This window comes from Streptococcus mitis (genome assembly GCF_019929545.1).
In the GTDB taxonomy this organism is placed as follows: Bacteria; Bacillota; Bacilli; order Lactobacillales; family Streptococcaceae; genus Streptococcus; species Streptococcus mitis_BU.
The window spans coordinates 1-15,086 of sequence record NZ_JAHZPT010000002.1 but is presented as its reverse complement, the minus strand read 5'-3'; the positions used below and the strand labels follow the sequence as shown (position 1 = coordinate 15,086).

The 15,086-nt window shown below is 39.4% G+C and carries 18 protein-coding genes and 1 other RNA gene; 11 read left to right on the top strand and 8 right to left on the bottom strand.

Annotated features, from left to right (window positions below; all coding sequences use genetic code 11):
* Positions 1-16 precede the first annotated feature (16 nt).
* Together trhA and K1I71_RS00870 are read right to left on the bottom strand one after the other, a co-directional pair.
* The gene (trhA, locus tag K1I71_RS00875) at positions 17-664 is read right to left on the bottom strand and encodes a PAQR family membrane homeostasis protein TrhA (RefSeq protein WP_001097996.1); all 648 of its coding nucleotides are present in this window, start codon (positions 662-664) and stop codon (positions 17-19) included.
* A complete protein-coding gene (locus K1I71_RS00870) occupies positions 661-1,107 on the bottom strand; it encodes a DUF1836 domain-containing protein (RefSeq protein WP_223329933.1) in 447 nt (148 codons plus the stop codon). Before K1I71_RS00870 ends, trhA begins: the two co-directional genes overlap by 4 nt.
* Positions 1,108-1,241: 134 nt before the next feature.
* On the opposite strand from K1I71_RS00870, the gene K1I71_RS00865 reads away from it, so the two are divergent.
* From K1I71_RS00865 to trxB, 7 genes are all read left to right on the top strand, one after another.
* Positions 1,242-1,736: a GNAT family N-acetyltransferase gene (locus K1I71_RS00865; RefSeq protein WP_223329932.1), complete on the top strand. Its 495-nt coding sequence runs from the start codon at positions 1,242-1,244 to the stop codon at positions 1,734-1,736.
* On the top strand, positions 1,736-2,254 hold the full coding sequence (locus K1I71_RS00860) for a methylated-DNA--[protein]-cysteine S-methyltransferase (protein WP_223329931.1): 519 nt from the start codon (positions 1,736-1,738) through the stop codon (positions 2,252-2,254). The genes K1I71_RS00865 and K1I71_RS00860 overlap by 1 nt, the downstream gene beginning before the upstream one ends.
* Before the next feature lie 5 nt (positions 2,255-2,259).
* On the top strand, positions 2,260-2,616 hold the full coding sequence (locus K1I71_RS00855) for an arsenate reductase family protein (protein ID WP_223329930.1): 357 nt from the start codon (positions 2,260-2,262) through the stop codon (positions 2,614-2,616).
* Positions 2,617-2,773: 157 nt separating this feature from the next.
* Complete coding sequence (locus K1I71_RS00850) at positions 2,774-3,574, top strand: amino acid ABC transporter permease (protein WP_223329929.1); 801 nt, start codon at positions 2,774-2,776, stop codon at positions 3,572-3,574.
* Positions 3,574-4,317, top strand: coding sequence for an amino acid ABC transporter ATP-binding protein (locus tag K1I71_RS00845; RefSeq protein ID WP_000590992.1), 744 nt, complete (start codon positions 3,574-3,576; stop codon positions 4,315-4,317). The genes K1I71_RS00850 and K1I71_RS00845 overlap by 1 nt, the downstream gene beginning before the upstream one ends.
* A gap of 77 nt (positions 4,318-4,394) precedes the next feature.
* Positions 4,395-4,619, top strand: a complete 225-nt coding sequence (locus K1I71_RS00840; protein WP_000924294.1) for a DUF4059 family protein — start codon at positions 4,395-4,397, stop codon at positions 4,617-4,619.
* Positions 4,620-4,684: 65 nt separating this feature from the next.
* A complete protein-coding gene (trxB, locus tag K1I71_RS00835) occupies positions 4,685-5,596 on the top strand; it encodes a thioredoxin-disulfide reductase (protein ID WP_223329928.1) in 912 nt (303 codons plus the stop codon).
* A 37-nt stretch (positions 5,597-5,633) separates the two neighbouring features.
* Here trxB and rlmB read toward each other — a convergent pair whose 3' ends face one another.
* Both rlmB and def read right to left on the bottom strand, forming a co-directional pair.
* A complete protein-coding gene (gene rlmB / locus K1I71_RS00830; protein WP_045611907.1) occupies positions 5,634-6,362 on the bottom strand; it encodes a 23S rRNA (guanosine(2251)-2'-O)-methyltransferase RlmB in 729 nt (242 codons plus the stop codon).
* Between the two features lie 44 nt (positions 6,363-6,406).
* Positions 6,407-7,018 carry a peptide deformylase gene (gene def / locus K1I71_RS00825; protein ID WP_001272956.1) on the bottom strand — a complete coding sequence of 204 codons (612 nt, stop codon included), beginning with the start codon at positions 7,016-7,018 and terminating at the stop codon, positions 6,407-6,409.
* Positions 7,019-7,192: 174 nt separating this feature from the next.
* On the opposite strand from def, the gene K1I71_RS00820 reads away from it, so the two are divergent.
* The 4 genes from K1I71_RS00820 (at position 7,193) to ssrA (ending at position 10,413) form a co-directional block, all read left to right on the top strand.
* Positions 7,193-8,518 (top strand): CapA family protein, encoded by a 1,326-nt coding sequence (locus tag K1I71_RS00820; protein ID WP_317628043.1) that lies wholly within the window; start codon positions 7,193-7,195, stop codon positions 8,516-8,518.
* A gap of 21 nt (positions 8,519-8,539) precedes the next feature.
* Positions 8,540-9,367 (top strand): HAD family hydrolase, encoded by an 828-nt coding sequence (locus K1I71_RS00815; protein ID WP_045607161.1) that lies wholly within the window; start codon positions 8,540-8,542, stop codon positions 9,365-9,367.
* 1 nt (position 9,368) lies between these two features.
* Positions 9,369-10,004 (top strand): SGNH/GDSL hydrolase family protein, encoded by a 636-nt coding sequence (locus K1I71_RS00810; RefSeq protein WP_045607159.1) that lies wholly within the window; start codon positions 9,369-9,371, stop codon positions 10,002-10,004.
* Positions 10,005-10,065: 61 nt separating this feature from the next.
* Positions 10,066-10,413: a transfer-messenger RNA gene (gene ssrA / locus K1I71_RS00805) on the top strand.
* A 142-nt stretch (positions 10,414-10,555) separates the two neighbouring features.
* Here the strand turns inward: ssrA and K1I71_RS00800 are convergent.
* The 4 genes from K1I71_RS00800 to K1I71_RS00785 form a co-directional block, all read right to left on the bottom strand.
* A complete protein-coding gene (locus K1I71_RS00800) occupies positions 10,556-11,638 on the bottom strand; it encodes a tyrosine-type recombinase/integrase (protein ID WP_045607158.1) in 1,083 nt (360 codons plus the stop codon).
* A gap of 236 nt (positions 11,639-11,874) precedes the next feature.
* Positions 11,875-12,471 carry a CD20-like domain-containing protein gene (locus tag K1I71_RS00795; RefSeq protein WP_223329927.1) on the bottom strand — a complete coding sequence of 199 codons (597 nt, stop codon included), beginning with the start codon at positions 12,469-12,471 and terminating at the stop codon, positions 11,875-11,877.
* A gap of 104 nt (positions 12,472-12,575) precedes the next feature.
* On the bottom strand, positions 12,576-13,526 hold the full coding sequence (locus K1I71_RS00790; RefSeq protein WP_045607155.1) for an Abi family protein: 951 nt from the start codon (positions 13,524-13,526) through the stop codon (positions 12,576-12,578).
* Positions 13,527-13,937: 411 nt separating this feature from the next.
* Positions 13,938-14,933 (bottom strand): hypothetical protein, encoded by a 996-nt coding sequence (locus K1I71_RS00785; protein WP_223329926.1) that lies wholly within the window; start codon positions 14,931-14,933, stop codon positions 13,938-13,940.
* Positions 14,934-15,086 lie beyond the last annotated feature (153 nt).

The window sequence follows — 15,086 nt, the reverse complement described above, 5'->3', positions numbered from 1 at the left end:
GAATTTCTCAACTTTTTTACATGTAATAAACAATGGCGATGTATTGGAGGGCAGATGCTGCTAGGATAAAGAGATGCCAAATCATGTGGAAATAAGGTTTTTTCTTGGCGTAAAATCCAGCCCCAACAGTATAACAGAGTCCGCCAGTTACCATGAGACTCCAGAAAATTGGCGTTGTTTGACTGATAATGGCAGGAATGATAGCTAGAACCAACCAGCCCATAATCAGGTAAAGAGCAAGGCTAAATTTCTCATTGACCTTTTTAGCAAAGATTTTATAGAGGATTCCGAAGATGGTCGTTCCCCACTGGATCGCAATAATCAGATAGCCAAACCAGTTATTCATCAAAGTCAGTACGACAGGTGTATAAGAGCCTGCAATAGCAACATAAATCATCGAATGGTCAATGATTCGCAAGACGTATTTGTGGGTCGAACCATAGGCCATAGAGTGGTAAATGGTGGACGATAGAAACATGAGAAAGAGACTGATGACGAAAATGGATACACCTATAGATGATAAAAATCCGTGTGCTTCATAACTATAGGTGGATGAAATAGGCAGTAAGATGAGCATGATGACTGCACCTACGGCATGGGTCACGCTATTAGCAATCTCCTCTCCAAAACTGAGTTGTTTGCTGAGCTTTAGGCTGGTGTTCATTGGATTACCTCCTCTTGAGTATGATCGATTAAGGCTAGGGTTTGATGATAGAGTTTAACGGTTTGGCAGCTGGTTTGGATAATGGGGTTAGCTGGGTCAATTCCTTGGTTCATGTAGTCCACAAAAGCATCGTAGAGTTGGTCTGAACTTGCTTGAGTTTGGAGAGTATTAAGTGTCTGAGCTATTTCTTGAATAGAAAATACAGATTTGAGGGTTGTGATAGCAATCAAACGGGCAATCTGTTGGCGTTGGTATTTTTTCTTGTCAGGCTTTGTCAGGTAACCATGTTTCACATAATTGTTGACCATGGATGCTGTCAGGCCCTTGTCTTTATCAGGAGAGATAGGGGCGCAGATCTGATTGACATAGAGTAAAACCTGGTCCAGATAGAGGTCAATGTTTGGAATTTCTGCCCATTTTGGGTAGGAAAAGGTAGTTTTCATTTCCAACTCCTTTTTATCTAGTTTTAATAACTGGATTATAAAATAATAAAAACAGAAAGTCAAGTTTTAACTGCTTGTAGAAAGACTTAAATTATGCTATGATGGGAGAAACTAGTCAGAAATGAGGAGAAAAGATGGAGATTCGTTTAGCTTTTCCAAATGAAGTAGATGCCATCATGCAGGTGATGGAGGATGCTAAAAAATGTTTAGCGGATGCTGGTAGTGACCAGTGGCAAAATGGTTATCCAAATGCTGGTATTATTATTGAGGATATTATCTCAGGTCAAGCCTATGTAGCCTTGGAAGAGGGAGAACTATTAGCCTATGCTGCTGTGACCAAGAGTCCAGAGGAAGCCTATGAAGCCATTTATGAAGGCAACTGGCAAGCTGGAGAGTCAGAATATCTAGTCTTTCATCGTATTGCTGTGGCAGCAGATGTGCAGGGACAGGGCGTTGCTCAAACCTTCTTAGAGGGCTTAATTGAAGGATTTGATTATCTTGATTTTCGTTCAGATACGCATGCAGAAAACAAAGCTATGCAACATATTTTTGAAAAACTCGGATTTAAACAGGTTGGTAAGGTTCCAGTTGATGGTGAACGCTTGGCCTATCAAAAATTGAAGAAATAATGCAAAAGAAGTACGTAAAAATGCTCTACTCTTCGCCAATAGGAACCTTGTCTTTGGTTGCCGACGAGCAATATCTGTATGGCATTTGGGTGCAGGAGCAGAAGCATTTTGAGAGGGGACTAGGAGATGAAACGATAGAAGCAGTTGTTAGTCATCCCATTTTAGATCCAGTTATTGCTTGCTTAGATGCTTACTTTAAAGGCAAGCCTCAGGATTTATCCGACTTGCCTTTGGCTCCAATCGGAACGGATTTTGAAAAGCGAGTTTGGTCCTATTTACAGAGAATTCCTTATGGTCAGACAGTGACCTATGGACAAATAGCCCAAGACCTGCAAGTGGCTTCTGCTCAAGCAATTGGTGGAGCAGTGGGGCGCAATCCTTGGTCTATCCTAGTACCTTGTCATCGTGTGCTGGGCGCAGGCAAGCGTCTGACAGGTTATGCTGCAGGAATGGAAAAGAAAGCATGGCTATTGGAGCATGAAGGCGCAGATTTTAAAGATAGAAACAATAGAAAGTGAAAAACATGTTAGAATTTATCGAATACCCAAAATGTTCAACTTGTAAAAAAGCAAAACAAGAATTAAATCAATTAGGAGTGGACTACAAAGCTGTTCACATCGTGGAAGAAACACCTAGTCAAGAAGTCATTTTAAACTGGCTAGAAACCTCAGGGTTCGAGCTAAAGCAATTTTTCAACACCAGTGGAATCAAATACCGTGAATTGGGGCTGAAAGATAAGGTAGGAAGCCTGTCAAACCAAGAAGCAGCTGAGTTGCTAGCAAGCGACGGAATGTTGTTAAAACGACCGATTTTAGTGGACAATGGAACTGTTAAGCAAATCGGTTATCGAAAAGCTTACGAAGAATTGGGATTGAAATAGTTTTTATCTATCTCTTTGATAGATAAAATATATAGCCTCCCTGTTTCAAAGTATGATAAACTAGTAGGTAGACAAAGTCTGTACCTGACCGTAGCAAATAATTTCATTGACGGCAGAAGTATGGTAGAATGAATCATTATCAGGAGAGGATGTTTTTATGAATGTTACAGCGATTTTAGCATCAGATTGGTACCAAAACTTGATGCAATTGATTCCGGATGGCAAGCTGTTTAGCTTGCGTTCGGTCTTTGATGGGATTCCGAGAATTGTCCAACAACTTCCAACAACGATTATGTTGACAATTGGTGGTGCCCTTTTTGGCTTGGTTTTGGCGCTTCTTTTTGCCATTGTGAAAATCAATCGTGTCAAAATTTTATATCCCTTGCAGGCATTCTTTGTTAGTTTCTTAAAAGGGACACCGATTTTGGTGCAACTCATGTTGACCTACTACGGAATCCCTTTGGCTTTGAAAGCTCTCAATCAGCAATGGGGAACTGGTCTCAATATCAATGCGATTCCAGCCGCTGCTTTTGCGATTGTCGCCTTTGCTTTCAATGAGGCAGCTTATGCTAGTGAAACCATTCGTGCAGCCATTCTCTCAGTCAATCCTGGTGAGATTGAGGCGGCACGTAGTCTGGGGATGACCCGAGCACAAGTTTATCGTCGCGTGATCATTCCAAATGCAGCAGTTGTGGCCACTCCAACCTTAATCAATTCCCTAATTGGCTTGACCAAGGGAACTTCCCTAGCCTTTAGTGCGGGTGTTGTGGAAGTCTTTGCCCAAGCTCAGATTTTGGGTGGTGCCGATTATCGTTACTTTGAACGCTTCATCTCCGTTGCCCTTGTTTATTGGGTAGTCAATATCGGAATTGAAAGCCTCGGTCGTTTCATCGAGAGAAAAATGGCTATTTCTGCACCCGATACAGTGCAAACAGATGTGAAAGGAGACCTTCGTTAATGATTAAGATTTCGAATTTAAGCAAATCCTTTTCAGGACAGACTGTCTTGGATCATCTGAACTTGGATATTCAAAAAGGCGAAGTTGTAGCCTTGATTGGTTCTTCAGGAGCTGGGAAATCAACCTTTCTTCGTAGTTTGAACTACCTTGAAACTCCAGATAGTGGAACAATTCAGATTGACAATTTTAAAGTTGATTTTTCTCAGATTAGCCAAGAGGAGATCCTAACCCTTCGTCGCAAGTTATCTATGGTTTTCCAACAGTTTAATTTGTTTGAACGCCGAACTGCTCTTGACAATGTCAAGGAAGGCTTGGTTGTCGTTAAAAAATTATCGGACGAGGAAGCAACAAAAATCGCCAAGGAAGAGTTGGCTAAGGTTGGACTTTCTGACCGTGAAAACCATTACCCTCGTCATTTGTCGGGTGGGCAAAAGCAACGGGTTGCTCTCGCGCGTGCGCTTGCTATGAAACCGGATGTCTTGCTCTTAGACGAACCAACTTCAGCCCTTGACCCAGAATTGGTCGGTGAGGTAGAAAAGTCTATTGCAGATGCAGCCAAGTCAGGCCAGACCATGATTTTGGTCAGTCACGATATGTCTTTTGTAGCCCAAGTGGCAGACAAGGTTTTATTCCTAGATAAAGGGAAAATCATCGAGTCCGGCACACCGGATGAAATCATCAATCATCCGAAAGAAGAGCGGACAAAAGAATTCTTTGCTAGTTACAAACGGACTTATATTTGATATAATAGAAAAAGGAAAACTCAGTTAGTTGGACTAGCTGAGTTTACTCTTTAAAAAAGATAGAAACGAGAGAGATCATGCTACTGCATCTATTTTCTTTGTATTTCGAGAGTTTGATCTTAACGACCATCCTTGTCGTGATTTTTCTGGGGATTTGGATTGGATTGAGAGCCATGTCTGGTGTGGACAAGACAGCCAAAGCTCGCCAAGCTCATCTCTATGATATGATTATGATTGGAGTTCTGGTCGTTCCAGTGTTATCCTTTGCCGTCATGAGTTTACTCTTGGTTTTCAAGGCATAATCCTTGCGTGACTAGCAAGAATGAGTTAGAATAAAGAAAATTACAACAAGAAAGAAGGAATTTATATGTACGATACTATTATTATCGGTGCTGGACCTGCGGGAATGACTGCTGCCTTATATGCCGCTCGCAGCAATCTGAAAGTAGCCTTGATTGAAGGTGGTCTGCCAGGTGGGCAAATGAACAACACATCTGATATTGAAAACTATCCAGGTTATGCCAACATCAGTGGACCTGAATTGGCTGAAAAGATGTTTGAACCACTTGAAAACCTTGGAGTGGAGCATCTTTATGGTTATGTTGAAAATGTTGAAGACCATGGTAATTTTAAGAAAGTGATTACTGATGACCAAACATACGAAACACGAACAGTTATCGTAGCGACTGGTTCTAAACACCGTCCTTTGGGAGTACCTGGAGAAGAAGAACTCAATAGTCGTGGTGTTTCTTACTGTGCCGTGTGTGATGGTGCTTTCTTCCGTGACCAAGATTTGCTCGTAGTCGGTGGGGGAGATTCAGCTGTCGAAGAAGCTCTCTTCTTGACTCGCTTTGCCCAGACTGTCACTATTGTTCACCGCCGTGACCAACTTCGTGCCCAAAATGTTTTGCAAGACCGTGCCTTTGCAAATGAGAAAGTCAACTTTATCTGGGACTCTGTCGTCAAGGAAATTAAGGGTGAAAACCGAGTAGAATCTGTCGTATTTGAGAATGTGAAAACTGGTCAAGTGACAGAGCAAGCCTTCGGTGGTGTCTTTATCTATGTTGGTTTGGATCCAGTTAGCGATTTTGTCAAAGATTTGAATATTCAAGACCAGGCAGGCTGGATTGTGACAGATAATCACATGAAAACTGGCGTTGACGGTATCTTTGCGGTTGGGGATGTTCGCCAGAAAGACCTTCGCCAAGTAACAACAGCAGTTGGAGATGGGGCTATCGCTGGTCAAGAAGCCTACAAGTTTATCACCGAACATAGCTAATCATAAAAAGTTTCCAATCAGATGACTGGAAACTTTTTTATAGCCTATTTCGGAAAACTTCGTACATAAGAATGGCTGCAGCAACACTGGCATTAAGGCTTTGAACATGTCCATTCATAGGTATGGTAATCATTTCATCAACCTGTTTTTTAATGTTGCTAGAGATGCCTTTTCCTTCATTTCCGATGATGAGGGCGATTTTCCCTTTTGTATTCCACTTGTGGCAAGGGGTGCCGTTCATATCTGTTCCAAAGGTCCAGAAGCCTTCATCCTTGAGTTTATCTAAAGTTTGACTGAGGTTGGTTACTCGGGCAATGGGAACGTGTTCAATAGCACCTGTGGCCGTTTTAGCAACGACAGGAGTAACTCCGACAGCACGGTGCTTGGGAATGATGACACCTGAAACGTTGGTCGCATCTGCTGTTCTCAAAATAGAACCAAGATTATGGGGGTCGGTTAACCCGTCCAGAATCAATAGCAAAGGATTTTCTTCTTGGCGTGTTTTGGCAAGGATTTGGTCCAGCTCGCTATAGGCAAATTCGGACACTCGTAGAACAAAACCTTGGTGAACAGCACCTTCAGTCATCTCAGAGAGGGATTTTTTTGAAGTCCAAGAAATGGACACCTTCTTTTCTGTGGCCAGTTCTTTGACTTTCTCAACATTCTTACCTCGGAGATCTTCTTGAAGGTAGAGTTTATTGCCAGTATTTGCAAGGAGTGCTTCGGTGACGGCGTGGACGCCATAGACAATATCATTTGTTTTCATGCCTCTATTATAACACAAAACCCCGTCTTGCAACGGGATTTTCTTTATTCTAGAATCAGTAAACCATCTTTAACTGCAAATGGGTCTTTTTCATTGATACGATCGTAAAACATGATGCCGTTGATGTGGTCAATTTCATGCTGAACAACGATGGAGTTGTAGCCTTTGAGTTTGATACGGTGTTTTTCTCCATCCTTGTCAAAGTAGTCAACAGTAACGCGGGCATGGCGAACAACATAGCCAGGCACGTTGCGGTCAACAGAAAGGCACCCTTCTCCTTCGCCAAGAGCAGCGTCTTGAACAGAGTGAGAGACGATTTTTGGATTGTACATAATAGCTTGCAAGTCGTAAGCTTCCTGAGGAGTTTCGCCTTCTTCGACAATGTTTGGCACCAAAACAGCGATAATACGTTTTGAGATATCCAATTGAGGAGCAGCAAGTCCAACTCCACCGCGGAGCCCCATTTTTTCAGCCATGACAGGATCTTGGGAATGTTTGAGGAATTGCATCATCTTTTCGCCAAGAATGATTTCTTGATCAGATAGGGGGAAAGTGACTTCCTCAGCAACCGCGCGAAGAGTCGGATTCCCCTCGCGGATAATATCGTTCATATCAATTAAATGAGCAGCTTTTGTAATACGTTCTATAGCAGACATTTTCTCTCCTTTCATTACTTCTACATGATATCACAAAATAACAAGGATTGAAAGCATTACGGCATCGAGCTTTTATAGAAAATGCCTTGTAGGTTCGATTCAATTGTGAAAGAATTACTTATCTGTGATATAATAAAAAGAAAAGGCTTGCATTAGAAAGTAGGGAGAATGAAGATGCAAAGAAGACAGGATAGACATAAACGTGGACCAGTTTTTCGTTTTATGAGGGGGTTTGTAAACTTTTTTAGGAGTTATCGCAAGTGGAGTAATAAGGGATTTGTGGCGATACTTTTGCTAGCAGTTGCTTTATCAATGGGCTTGGTCTTGTTGTTTGAAAGTTTCCAAGGAATTCCCTTAACCAGTCAAAAAAAGGATGCCATTTCTCAAGAAGTAAATAAGACGAATCAAAATGCTAAAGATCAGGAAGAGGAAAAAACTGCTAGAATTATGGCAAACGGAGACCTCCTCTATCATATTCCCATCTATCGTTCTGCTTTAAAAGAAGATGGAACCTATGATTTTCATGAAAATTTTGATTATGTGAAACCATGGCTCAAACAAGCAGACTTGATTATAGGTGATTTTGAAGGTACTGTTAACAAGGACCACTATTTGGCAGGTTATCCTCTCTTTAATGCACCTGGCGAAGTTATGGATGCTATCAAGGATGCCGGTTATCAAGTGCTAGACTTGGCGCATAACCATATCCTAGATTCACAAATAGAAGGTGTGGTTTCAACAGCAGATGCTATTGAGAAGGCAGGAATGACACCTATTGGAGTGTATACGCATGAGTCCCGTGATCAAGCTCCACTGGTTATCAAGGAAGTGAACGGCATCAAGGTTGCACTTTTGGCCTATTCTTATGGTTTTAATGGAATTGAGCAAAGTATTTCTCAAGAAGACTATAACCGCTATCTTTCAGACCTAAATGAAGACAAGATGAAGGCTGAAATTGAACGTGCAGAGAAGGAAGCAGATATCACCATTATCATGCCTCAGATGGGTGTTGAGTATCGATTGGAACCAACTGAAGAACAAAAAGCTCTTTATCACAAGATGATTGATTGGGGGGCTGATATCATCTTTGGAGGGCATCCTCACGTTGTTGAACCATCTGAAACGGTTGAAAAAGATGGAGACAAGAAACTCATTATCTATTCAATGGGGAACTTCATTTCCAATCAACGAATTGAAACCATGCAAGATGAAGAGAATGCTAAGTGGACAGAGCGTGGCGTGCTCATGGATGTGACTATTAAGAAAAAAGCCGGTAAGACGACAATCGAAACTGCCAAAGCACATCCTTCTTGGGTAAACCGTACACCGAAAGGAACCTATTCTCCAGAAGGTTATCCACTCTTCCTTTACCAAACCTATATCTTAGAAGATTTTATCGAGGGTGGTAGTCATCGTGACCAGTTAGATGAAGCGACTAAGGAACGAATTGATACAGCCTACAAAGAAATGAACGAACATGTGGGATTGAAGTGGGACTAGCTTGAATCCAGAGGAAAGTAAATGACGATTAAGGTAATTGCAACAGATATGGACGGGACCTTGCTGGATGCTAGAGGCCAGCTTGATCTCCCACGTTTGGAAAAGATTTTAGATCAGTTGGATCAAAGGGGTATTCGTTTTGTCATCGCGACGGGCAATGAAATTCACCGAATGAGGCAACTACTGGAGCACTTGGTCGATCGGGTGGTTCTGGTTGTTGCAAACGGTGCTCGTATTTTTGAAAACAATGAACTGATTCAGGCTCAGACTTGGGATGATGCCATTGTTGATAAGGCCTTGGCTCATTTCAATGGTCGAGCGTGTCAGGACCAGTTTGTTGTAACGTCTATGAAGGGTGGTTTCGTCAAGGAAGGTACGATTTTTACAGACCTTGAAAGTTTTATGACTTCAGAAATGATTGAAAAATTCTACCAACGGATGCATTTTGTGGATGAATTAACCTCTGACCTCTTTGGTGGTGTGCTCAAGATGAGTATGGTTGTTGGTGAGGAACGTTTGAGTTCGGTCTTGGAAGAAATCAATGACCTCTTTGATGGCCGTGTTCGGGCTGTATCGAGTGGCTATGGTTGCATTGATATCCTTCAAGCTGGAATTCATAAAGCATGGGGCTTGGAAGAATTACTCAAGCGTTGGGAATTGAACCCCCAACAAATTATGGCTTTTGGTGACAGTGAAAATGATGTTGAAATGCTTGAAATGGCTGGAATTGCCTATGCGATGGAAAATGCTGATGAAAAAGCCAAAGCTGTGGCGACTGCTCTAGCGCCAGCCAACAGCCAAGGAGGAGTTTATCAAGTCTTGGAAAACTGGTTAGAAAAAGGAGAATGAAGTGGCAGTACAGATATTAGAAAATTGGCTCCTAAAGGAACAGGGTAAAATCCAAACCAAGTATCGTCACTTAAATCAGGTTTCAGTTGTAGAGCCAGACATTCTTTTTATTGGGGATTCCATTGTCGAATACTATCCTCTGCAGGAACTATTTGGGACTTCAAAGACGATTGTCAATCGAGGAATTCGTGGCTATCAGACAGGGCTGTTATTAGAAAATCTTGATGCGCATCTTTATGGTGGAGCAGTAGATAAAATTGTCCTTTTGATTGGGACAAATGATATCGGAAAAGATGTTCCATTGAATGAGGCTCTCAATAACCTCGAAGCTATCATACAATCCATTGCTCGCGATTATCCATTGACTGAGATGAAACTGCTTTCCATTTTGCCAGTCAATGAGGGTGAGGAGTATAAGCAGACAGTCTATATCCGCACGAATGAAAAAATTCAGAACTGGAATCAAGCCTATCAAGAGCTTGCTTCTGCCTATATGCAGGTAGAATTTGTGCCAGTTTTTGATAGTTTGACAGACCAGGCAGGCCAACTAAAAAAAGAATATACTACTGATGGGCTGCACCTCAGTGTTGCTGGTTATCAAGTTTTGACCAAAGCTTTGAAAGACTATCTTTTCTAGTTAATTAATTTCCTTTTTGCATTTTGGAGTTAGATAAGGTATAATGGTTTTATTGTCTTTTGGGGTCGTTACGGATTCGACAGGCATTATGAGGCATATTTTGCGACTCGTGTAGCGACGTAAACGCTCAGTTAAATATAACTGCAAAAAATAACACTTCTTACGCTCTAGCTGCCTAAAAACCAGCAGGCGTGACCCGATTTGGATTGCTCGTGTTCAATGACAGGTCTTATTATTAGCGAGATACGATCAAGTCTTGTCTAGCGACTTGATAAGAGATTGATAGACTCGCAGTTTCTAGGCTTGAGTTATGTGTCGAGGGACTGTTAAATTAATACATAACCTATGGTTGTAGACAAATATGTTGGCAGGTGTTTGGACGTGGGTTCGACTCCCACCGGCTCCATTATTCCTTTGCATTCTTTTGCATTCCTTGGTAAAACGTTGTTAAATCAACGTTTTTTATTTTTGAGTTTGGTATTCCTTGGTATTCTTTTGCGAAAAAGACAGACCCTAAAACAGACCCTCTTTTTGAAGAAGGTCTGTTGTGTTTAAAAATTAATATAATTGGCAAAGCGTTCTCCGATGTCATCCTTTGCTTGCTTAGTTATGTGAGTATAAACGTTCATGGTCGTCTTCAAGTCGGAATGTCCTAACCGATGTTGGACTTGCTTCAAAGTCATACCAGCGTCAAAACAAAGGCTGGCATGTGTATGTCTGAATCCATGGATTTTAATTGGACGTAGGTCGCTACCTTCCACAATTTTGATAAGCCACTTTCTAGGAAGAGTGCTTGGAATTGGCTTTTTAAATTCATTTTCAAAAATGTATTTGGTGTTTGGATTTTGCTTTTTCCATTTTTTCAAAATACTTTTTGTTTTCTTGTCCAGACTGATTAGTCGATTACTGCTTACCGTTTTGGTATTGCCTATCTCTTCGCCTGCAAAACCTCTTGTAATGGCCTTATTTATGTCAAGAGTATTATCTGTCCAGTCATTCCACTCAAGGGCTAAAATCTCCCCTTTTCGTGCCCCTGTGAAGGCCAGAAGACGGAATAGAGTTATCTTCTCTAGATCCTTTGTTTTGGAGACAAGTTTTAAAAATTTTTTAAGTTCGTCTTTGCTATAGAAGTCGCTCTTGTTATCTGATTTCTTTCTTGTTGATGTAATCACTCTGTCTACTGGATTGGTATCAATGTAACCATGTCTGATTGCATACTTAAAAACATTATTCATCAATCCCTTTAACTTACGACCGTAGACTAATTTCTTGGACCACTCGTTGACCTGTTCCTGCATTTGAAGCGGAGTTATCGTGGCTATCTTTCTATTGCCGAAAGCTGGATAGATGTGATTCTTGAAATTCCTAGATGTCTTGATATAGGTGCTTTCTTGCACTGTCTCAGAATAATCTTTAAGCCATTTTTTTGAGATTTCCTCAACCGTGATTTCTTTCCTACTTTGTTCGCCACTCTCGATATCGTCCTGAAGTTGAAGTAGCGCTGCCCTTGCTTTAGCCTTTGTAGCAAATCCTCTTCGTTTTATATACTTGTCTTTTCCGTTTTCTTTTCCGACGTAGATTCTAAAACCGAAAGCCGTCTCTCCGTTTTTCTTTTTATAAGACTTGATTTCCATTGATTTTTACCTCATTTCCTGATAAAATGGGTACAAGAAAACTACCTTTTTAATGGTCGTTTCCTTATACAGTACATCCTCACGCTCAGACTCGCCAAAGTTTGAGAGCGTGGGGATTTTTTTGGTTTTGAAAAGGGAAGCAACGGTTAAGTTACTTCCCCTGGCACGCTATGGTGCAAAGTTTAAAATCTTGAGGGTAAACCTCTAAGTAACTTAATTATATCATGAAAATAAATTTATTCCAATCCGATGCCGACTTTAGCAGTCAATAAATAAGCACCACTTTCTTGTTTGCTAAATGTCAAAGTAACGCTTCGGATTTTTGTTCCTGCTGAAGAATATGAAACTGTTCTGCTTTCATGATCATTAACAGTAGTAGTGTTTATGCTATTTGGTTCTCCATGAACACTAACAATATCATCGTAGTTAGTTCCACCAGCTCCATAATTCATGATGTCACCCATCTGAAGAGCGTCAAACTGTTCTTTTGTCCAGTTAAATTTAGCATCCTCTTCTTTTTGTGATGATTCGATAGAAGAACTTACTGAGCTGACAGTTTCTTCAACGTTTTTAGCAGCGTTGTTCAAAGCACGGGCATACATCAATTGCGTAGCGATAACAATAACCATTGATACGACTGCTAAAACTGTACCAATGATAGCCAACGTTTTTGGTCTTTTTCTGTTGATAGCTAGACCTATCAAGCCTAATATAAGCGCTAAGATAGCAATAACAAAAGATAGATTGTTAATAATAGGCATCCAAGACCCAAATAGAGCAATCGCTCCAAAAATAATAGCCAAAATACCTAAAACTTTGCGTTCTTCATTCATAATGAAACCTCTCTCAGCTTTTAATGTGGATCAGTTATTGCACATTTTTTTATTTCCGTTTTTTATATGTCAACTATTTCCAAAATGGAAACAGTTGGTTTTATTTATTTTCTCGGTTCCTTGCGGTGCCAATTATTTGGAAATCCTAATGTAGCATTTATGATGTTTATATCAACGGATTTTAGTTTGTTTTCAAGTTTTCTAACTTTTTTTCTGAGAGTATTCCACAAACGATTGAACTCTTCTCCGCTGATGAAGCACTGTAAGCTGACAACTGTTGAGTAGACTGATTTTCTGGAATCGTCGTCTTGTAAGTTGAAGTCATCATGGATAGGAGCAAAGTAAACACTATTTGCAGTACAATTATAATTTAGTAGTCTGTTATTGTGAGCACATACGTTTCTTGTTTGGTTGATATTTTTTAAAAAAGAGATCATAGTTTCTGGAGGGAACACACCAGTGAAATCGGGATTATTTGTTTTTAAAAAACTAACTAAATCCTTTGCAATTTTATTTTGTAGGCTCGTTGGCAAATTTTTGATAATGTTTCGTGTATCACCAAATTCCAAGTAGTCAGTTAAAACCCATATCGGGACATCTTTGTGATTAGTATAGTAGTGGTTGATTGAAGTTCCACGTTTATTTTTATTATAGTTCACAATTTTAGAGAGTCTAGATATGATATAGCCTACATCAAGGATTTTATCGTTGTCATAATTTTTAGTGTTGAGATAAGCATATTGTTGATTTTGATAAGCCTCTGCAAATCTATGAGCTGTAATAGATTTTATATGATGTTCTGCTTCAAGTATAGATTGCAAGATAGCTCTCTTAATATCCTTATCGAAAGTATAGAGAGAAGCCACTTCATCAAAAGTGACGCCCTCTATATAATTATCACTATCTGTTATCTGAAAGAATTTACTGTATCCGTTAATGATATTGTAGTAGTTGTTACTCAATAAATATTTTAATGTACGCTCTCTATTGGTGATAGCAAGATTTCTATCTTTGAGCACATCAAGTTGTTCTTCTAAATCTTTAAATGGTTTCAAAAAAAGCCTCCTCCAAGTAAATGGAGAAGACTTCTTCCGCATCAGACCCCGTAGAGTTATTGACACTTTTTTCTTAAATTATCTCCATTTTACTGTATTATTTAAATTTTGTCAAGGTATTTTTGTTAAATTTATTTTTATTATTGTCAACTATTTCCATTTTGGAAACAGTTGTTTTTACTTGTTTATGTTATAATTATTTAAAAAGAGAGAGGAGGAAAAAATATGTTAAAAAAAGAGTTAAAAAATTTTATTGTATCGACATTTATATTTCTCTTAATTTTCAAGATTTTTTTCTCAATAACTACGATTTACATCACAAATAGCTATCTTTCAATAGCGATAACTACACTTGTCACATTTTTATTAAAAAAAATTATTTCTTTCGAGTCTAACTGATGTTAGACTTTTTTATTCCTCAAAATTACCTGGTGGATTACTAGTAGCCTGTTGTACAACTGATTTGTTTTCTATAGCAGCTGTTAGTTTTCTCGGAATACGAATTCCTAATTCAGATATTGGGACACCGAGTTCATCAGCTAGTTCTTTTGCTTGCTTAATCCGGTCGAGTTTGTTTTTTTGATAGTCTTGATACGTATTTATTAATCCTGGGACTTCAAGTTCTAATCCCATAACCTTTAGTTTCCCCCCACTTGTCAGAACAATTGCTCCACCAAGTATCATTGAAATTATAAGCCCATAGTTTACAGTATGCGTAATAAGTTCTATAATACCCTCGGACTGTACATTTATTTTTGAATCTACTCGTGTTTCAGGGAAAAGCAACCTTGTTAATAGAGAATATTGATAAACAAATTGACCCAAATAAACCCCTTGAATATCTTTTTCTTCTGTTACATGGTAGCTAATATATAGTTTTTCGTCTTCAATATAGCAAGGGAAAAGTGCGCGGTTAATGAACGGTTTATAATCATTTATATTTGATAGTGTTGCATGAGAATAAATCATTTTATACAATGCGCTGTCTGCATCGGAACGATTAAACCATCCTAACCAATGGATTTTCCACCTTTTTGCAAAGTCAGATCGACTATGAGTCAACTCTTCACTTTTGTATTGTTCAAGCTCATATTGATCGAGTTCGTAAAGTGGTCCAGTAACTTTACCGACTAAAAATCGTTCAGATCCTTCAGATGGGACAACAACTATATCGTTTTTCTTAATGTTATTTACAAAGCGAAGCAGTTGGCCTGCAGTGATACCATATTTGTTTTCAGATGGTTCTAAGTCATCTTGAAATGTTAGTTTTTCTTTTAAAATTTCTTTTAATACATTGGAGTTATTATCTGCTCGTCTAATATCTTCAAGGGTAATCTCATTCCATCCAATACCTATATAGCCATTTAGATTAAAATCCGTATAATATTCTCCAGAGTTAGCACGCACTAGCCAATAATCACTAGAAGAATCTAAAACAGGGATTTCTTTTTTTATATTTTCTATAATTTCTTTTAATTCTATTGGGCACCTCTAAAAACTCCACTCTTATCACAAAAGAAAAAATCAACTGTATGTGTCTCATTTAGTTGGCACATTCAA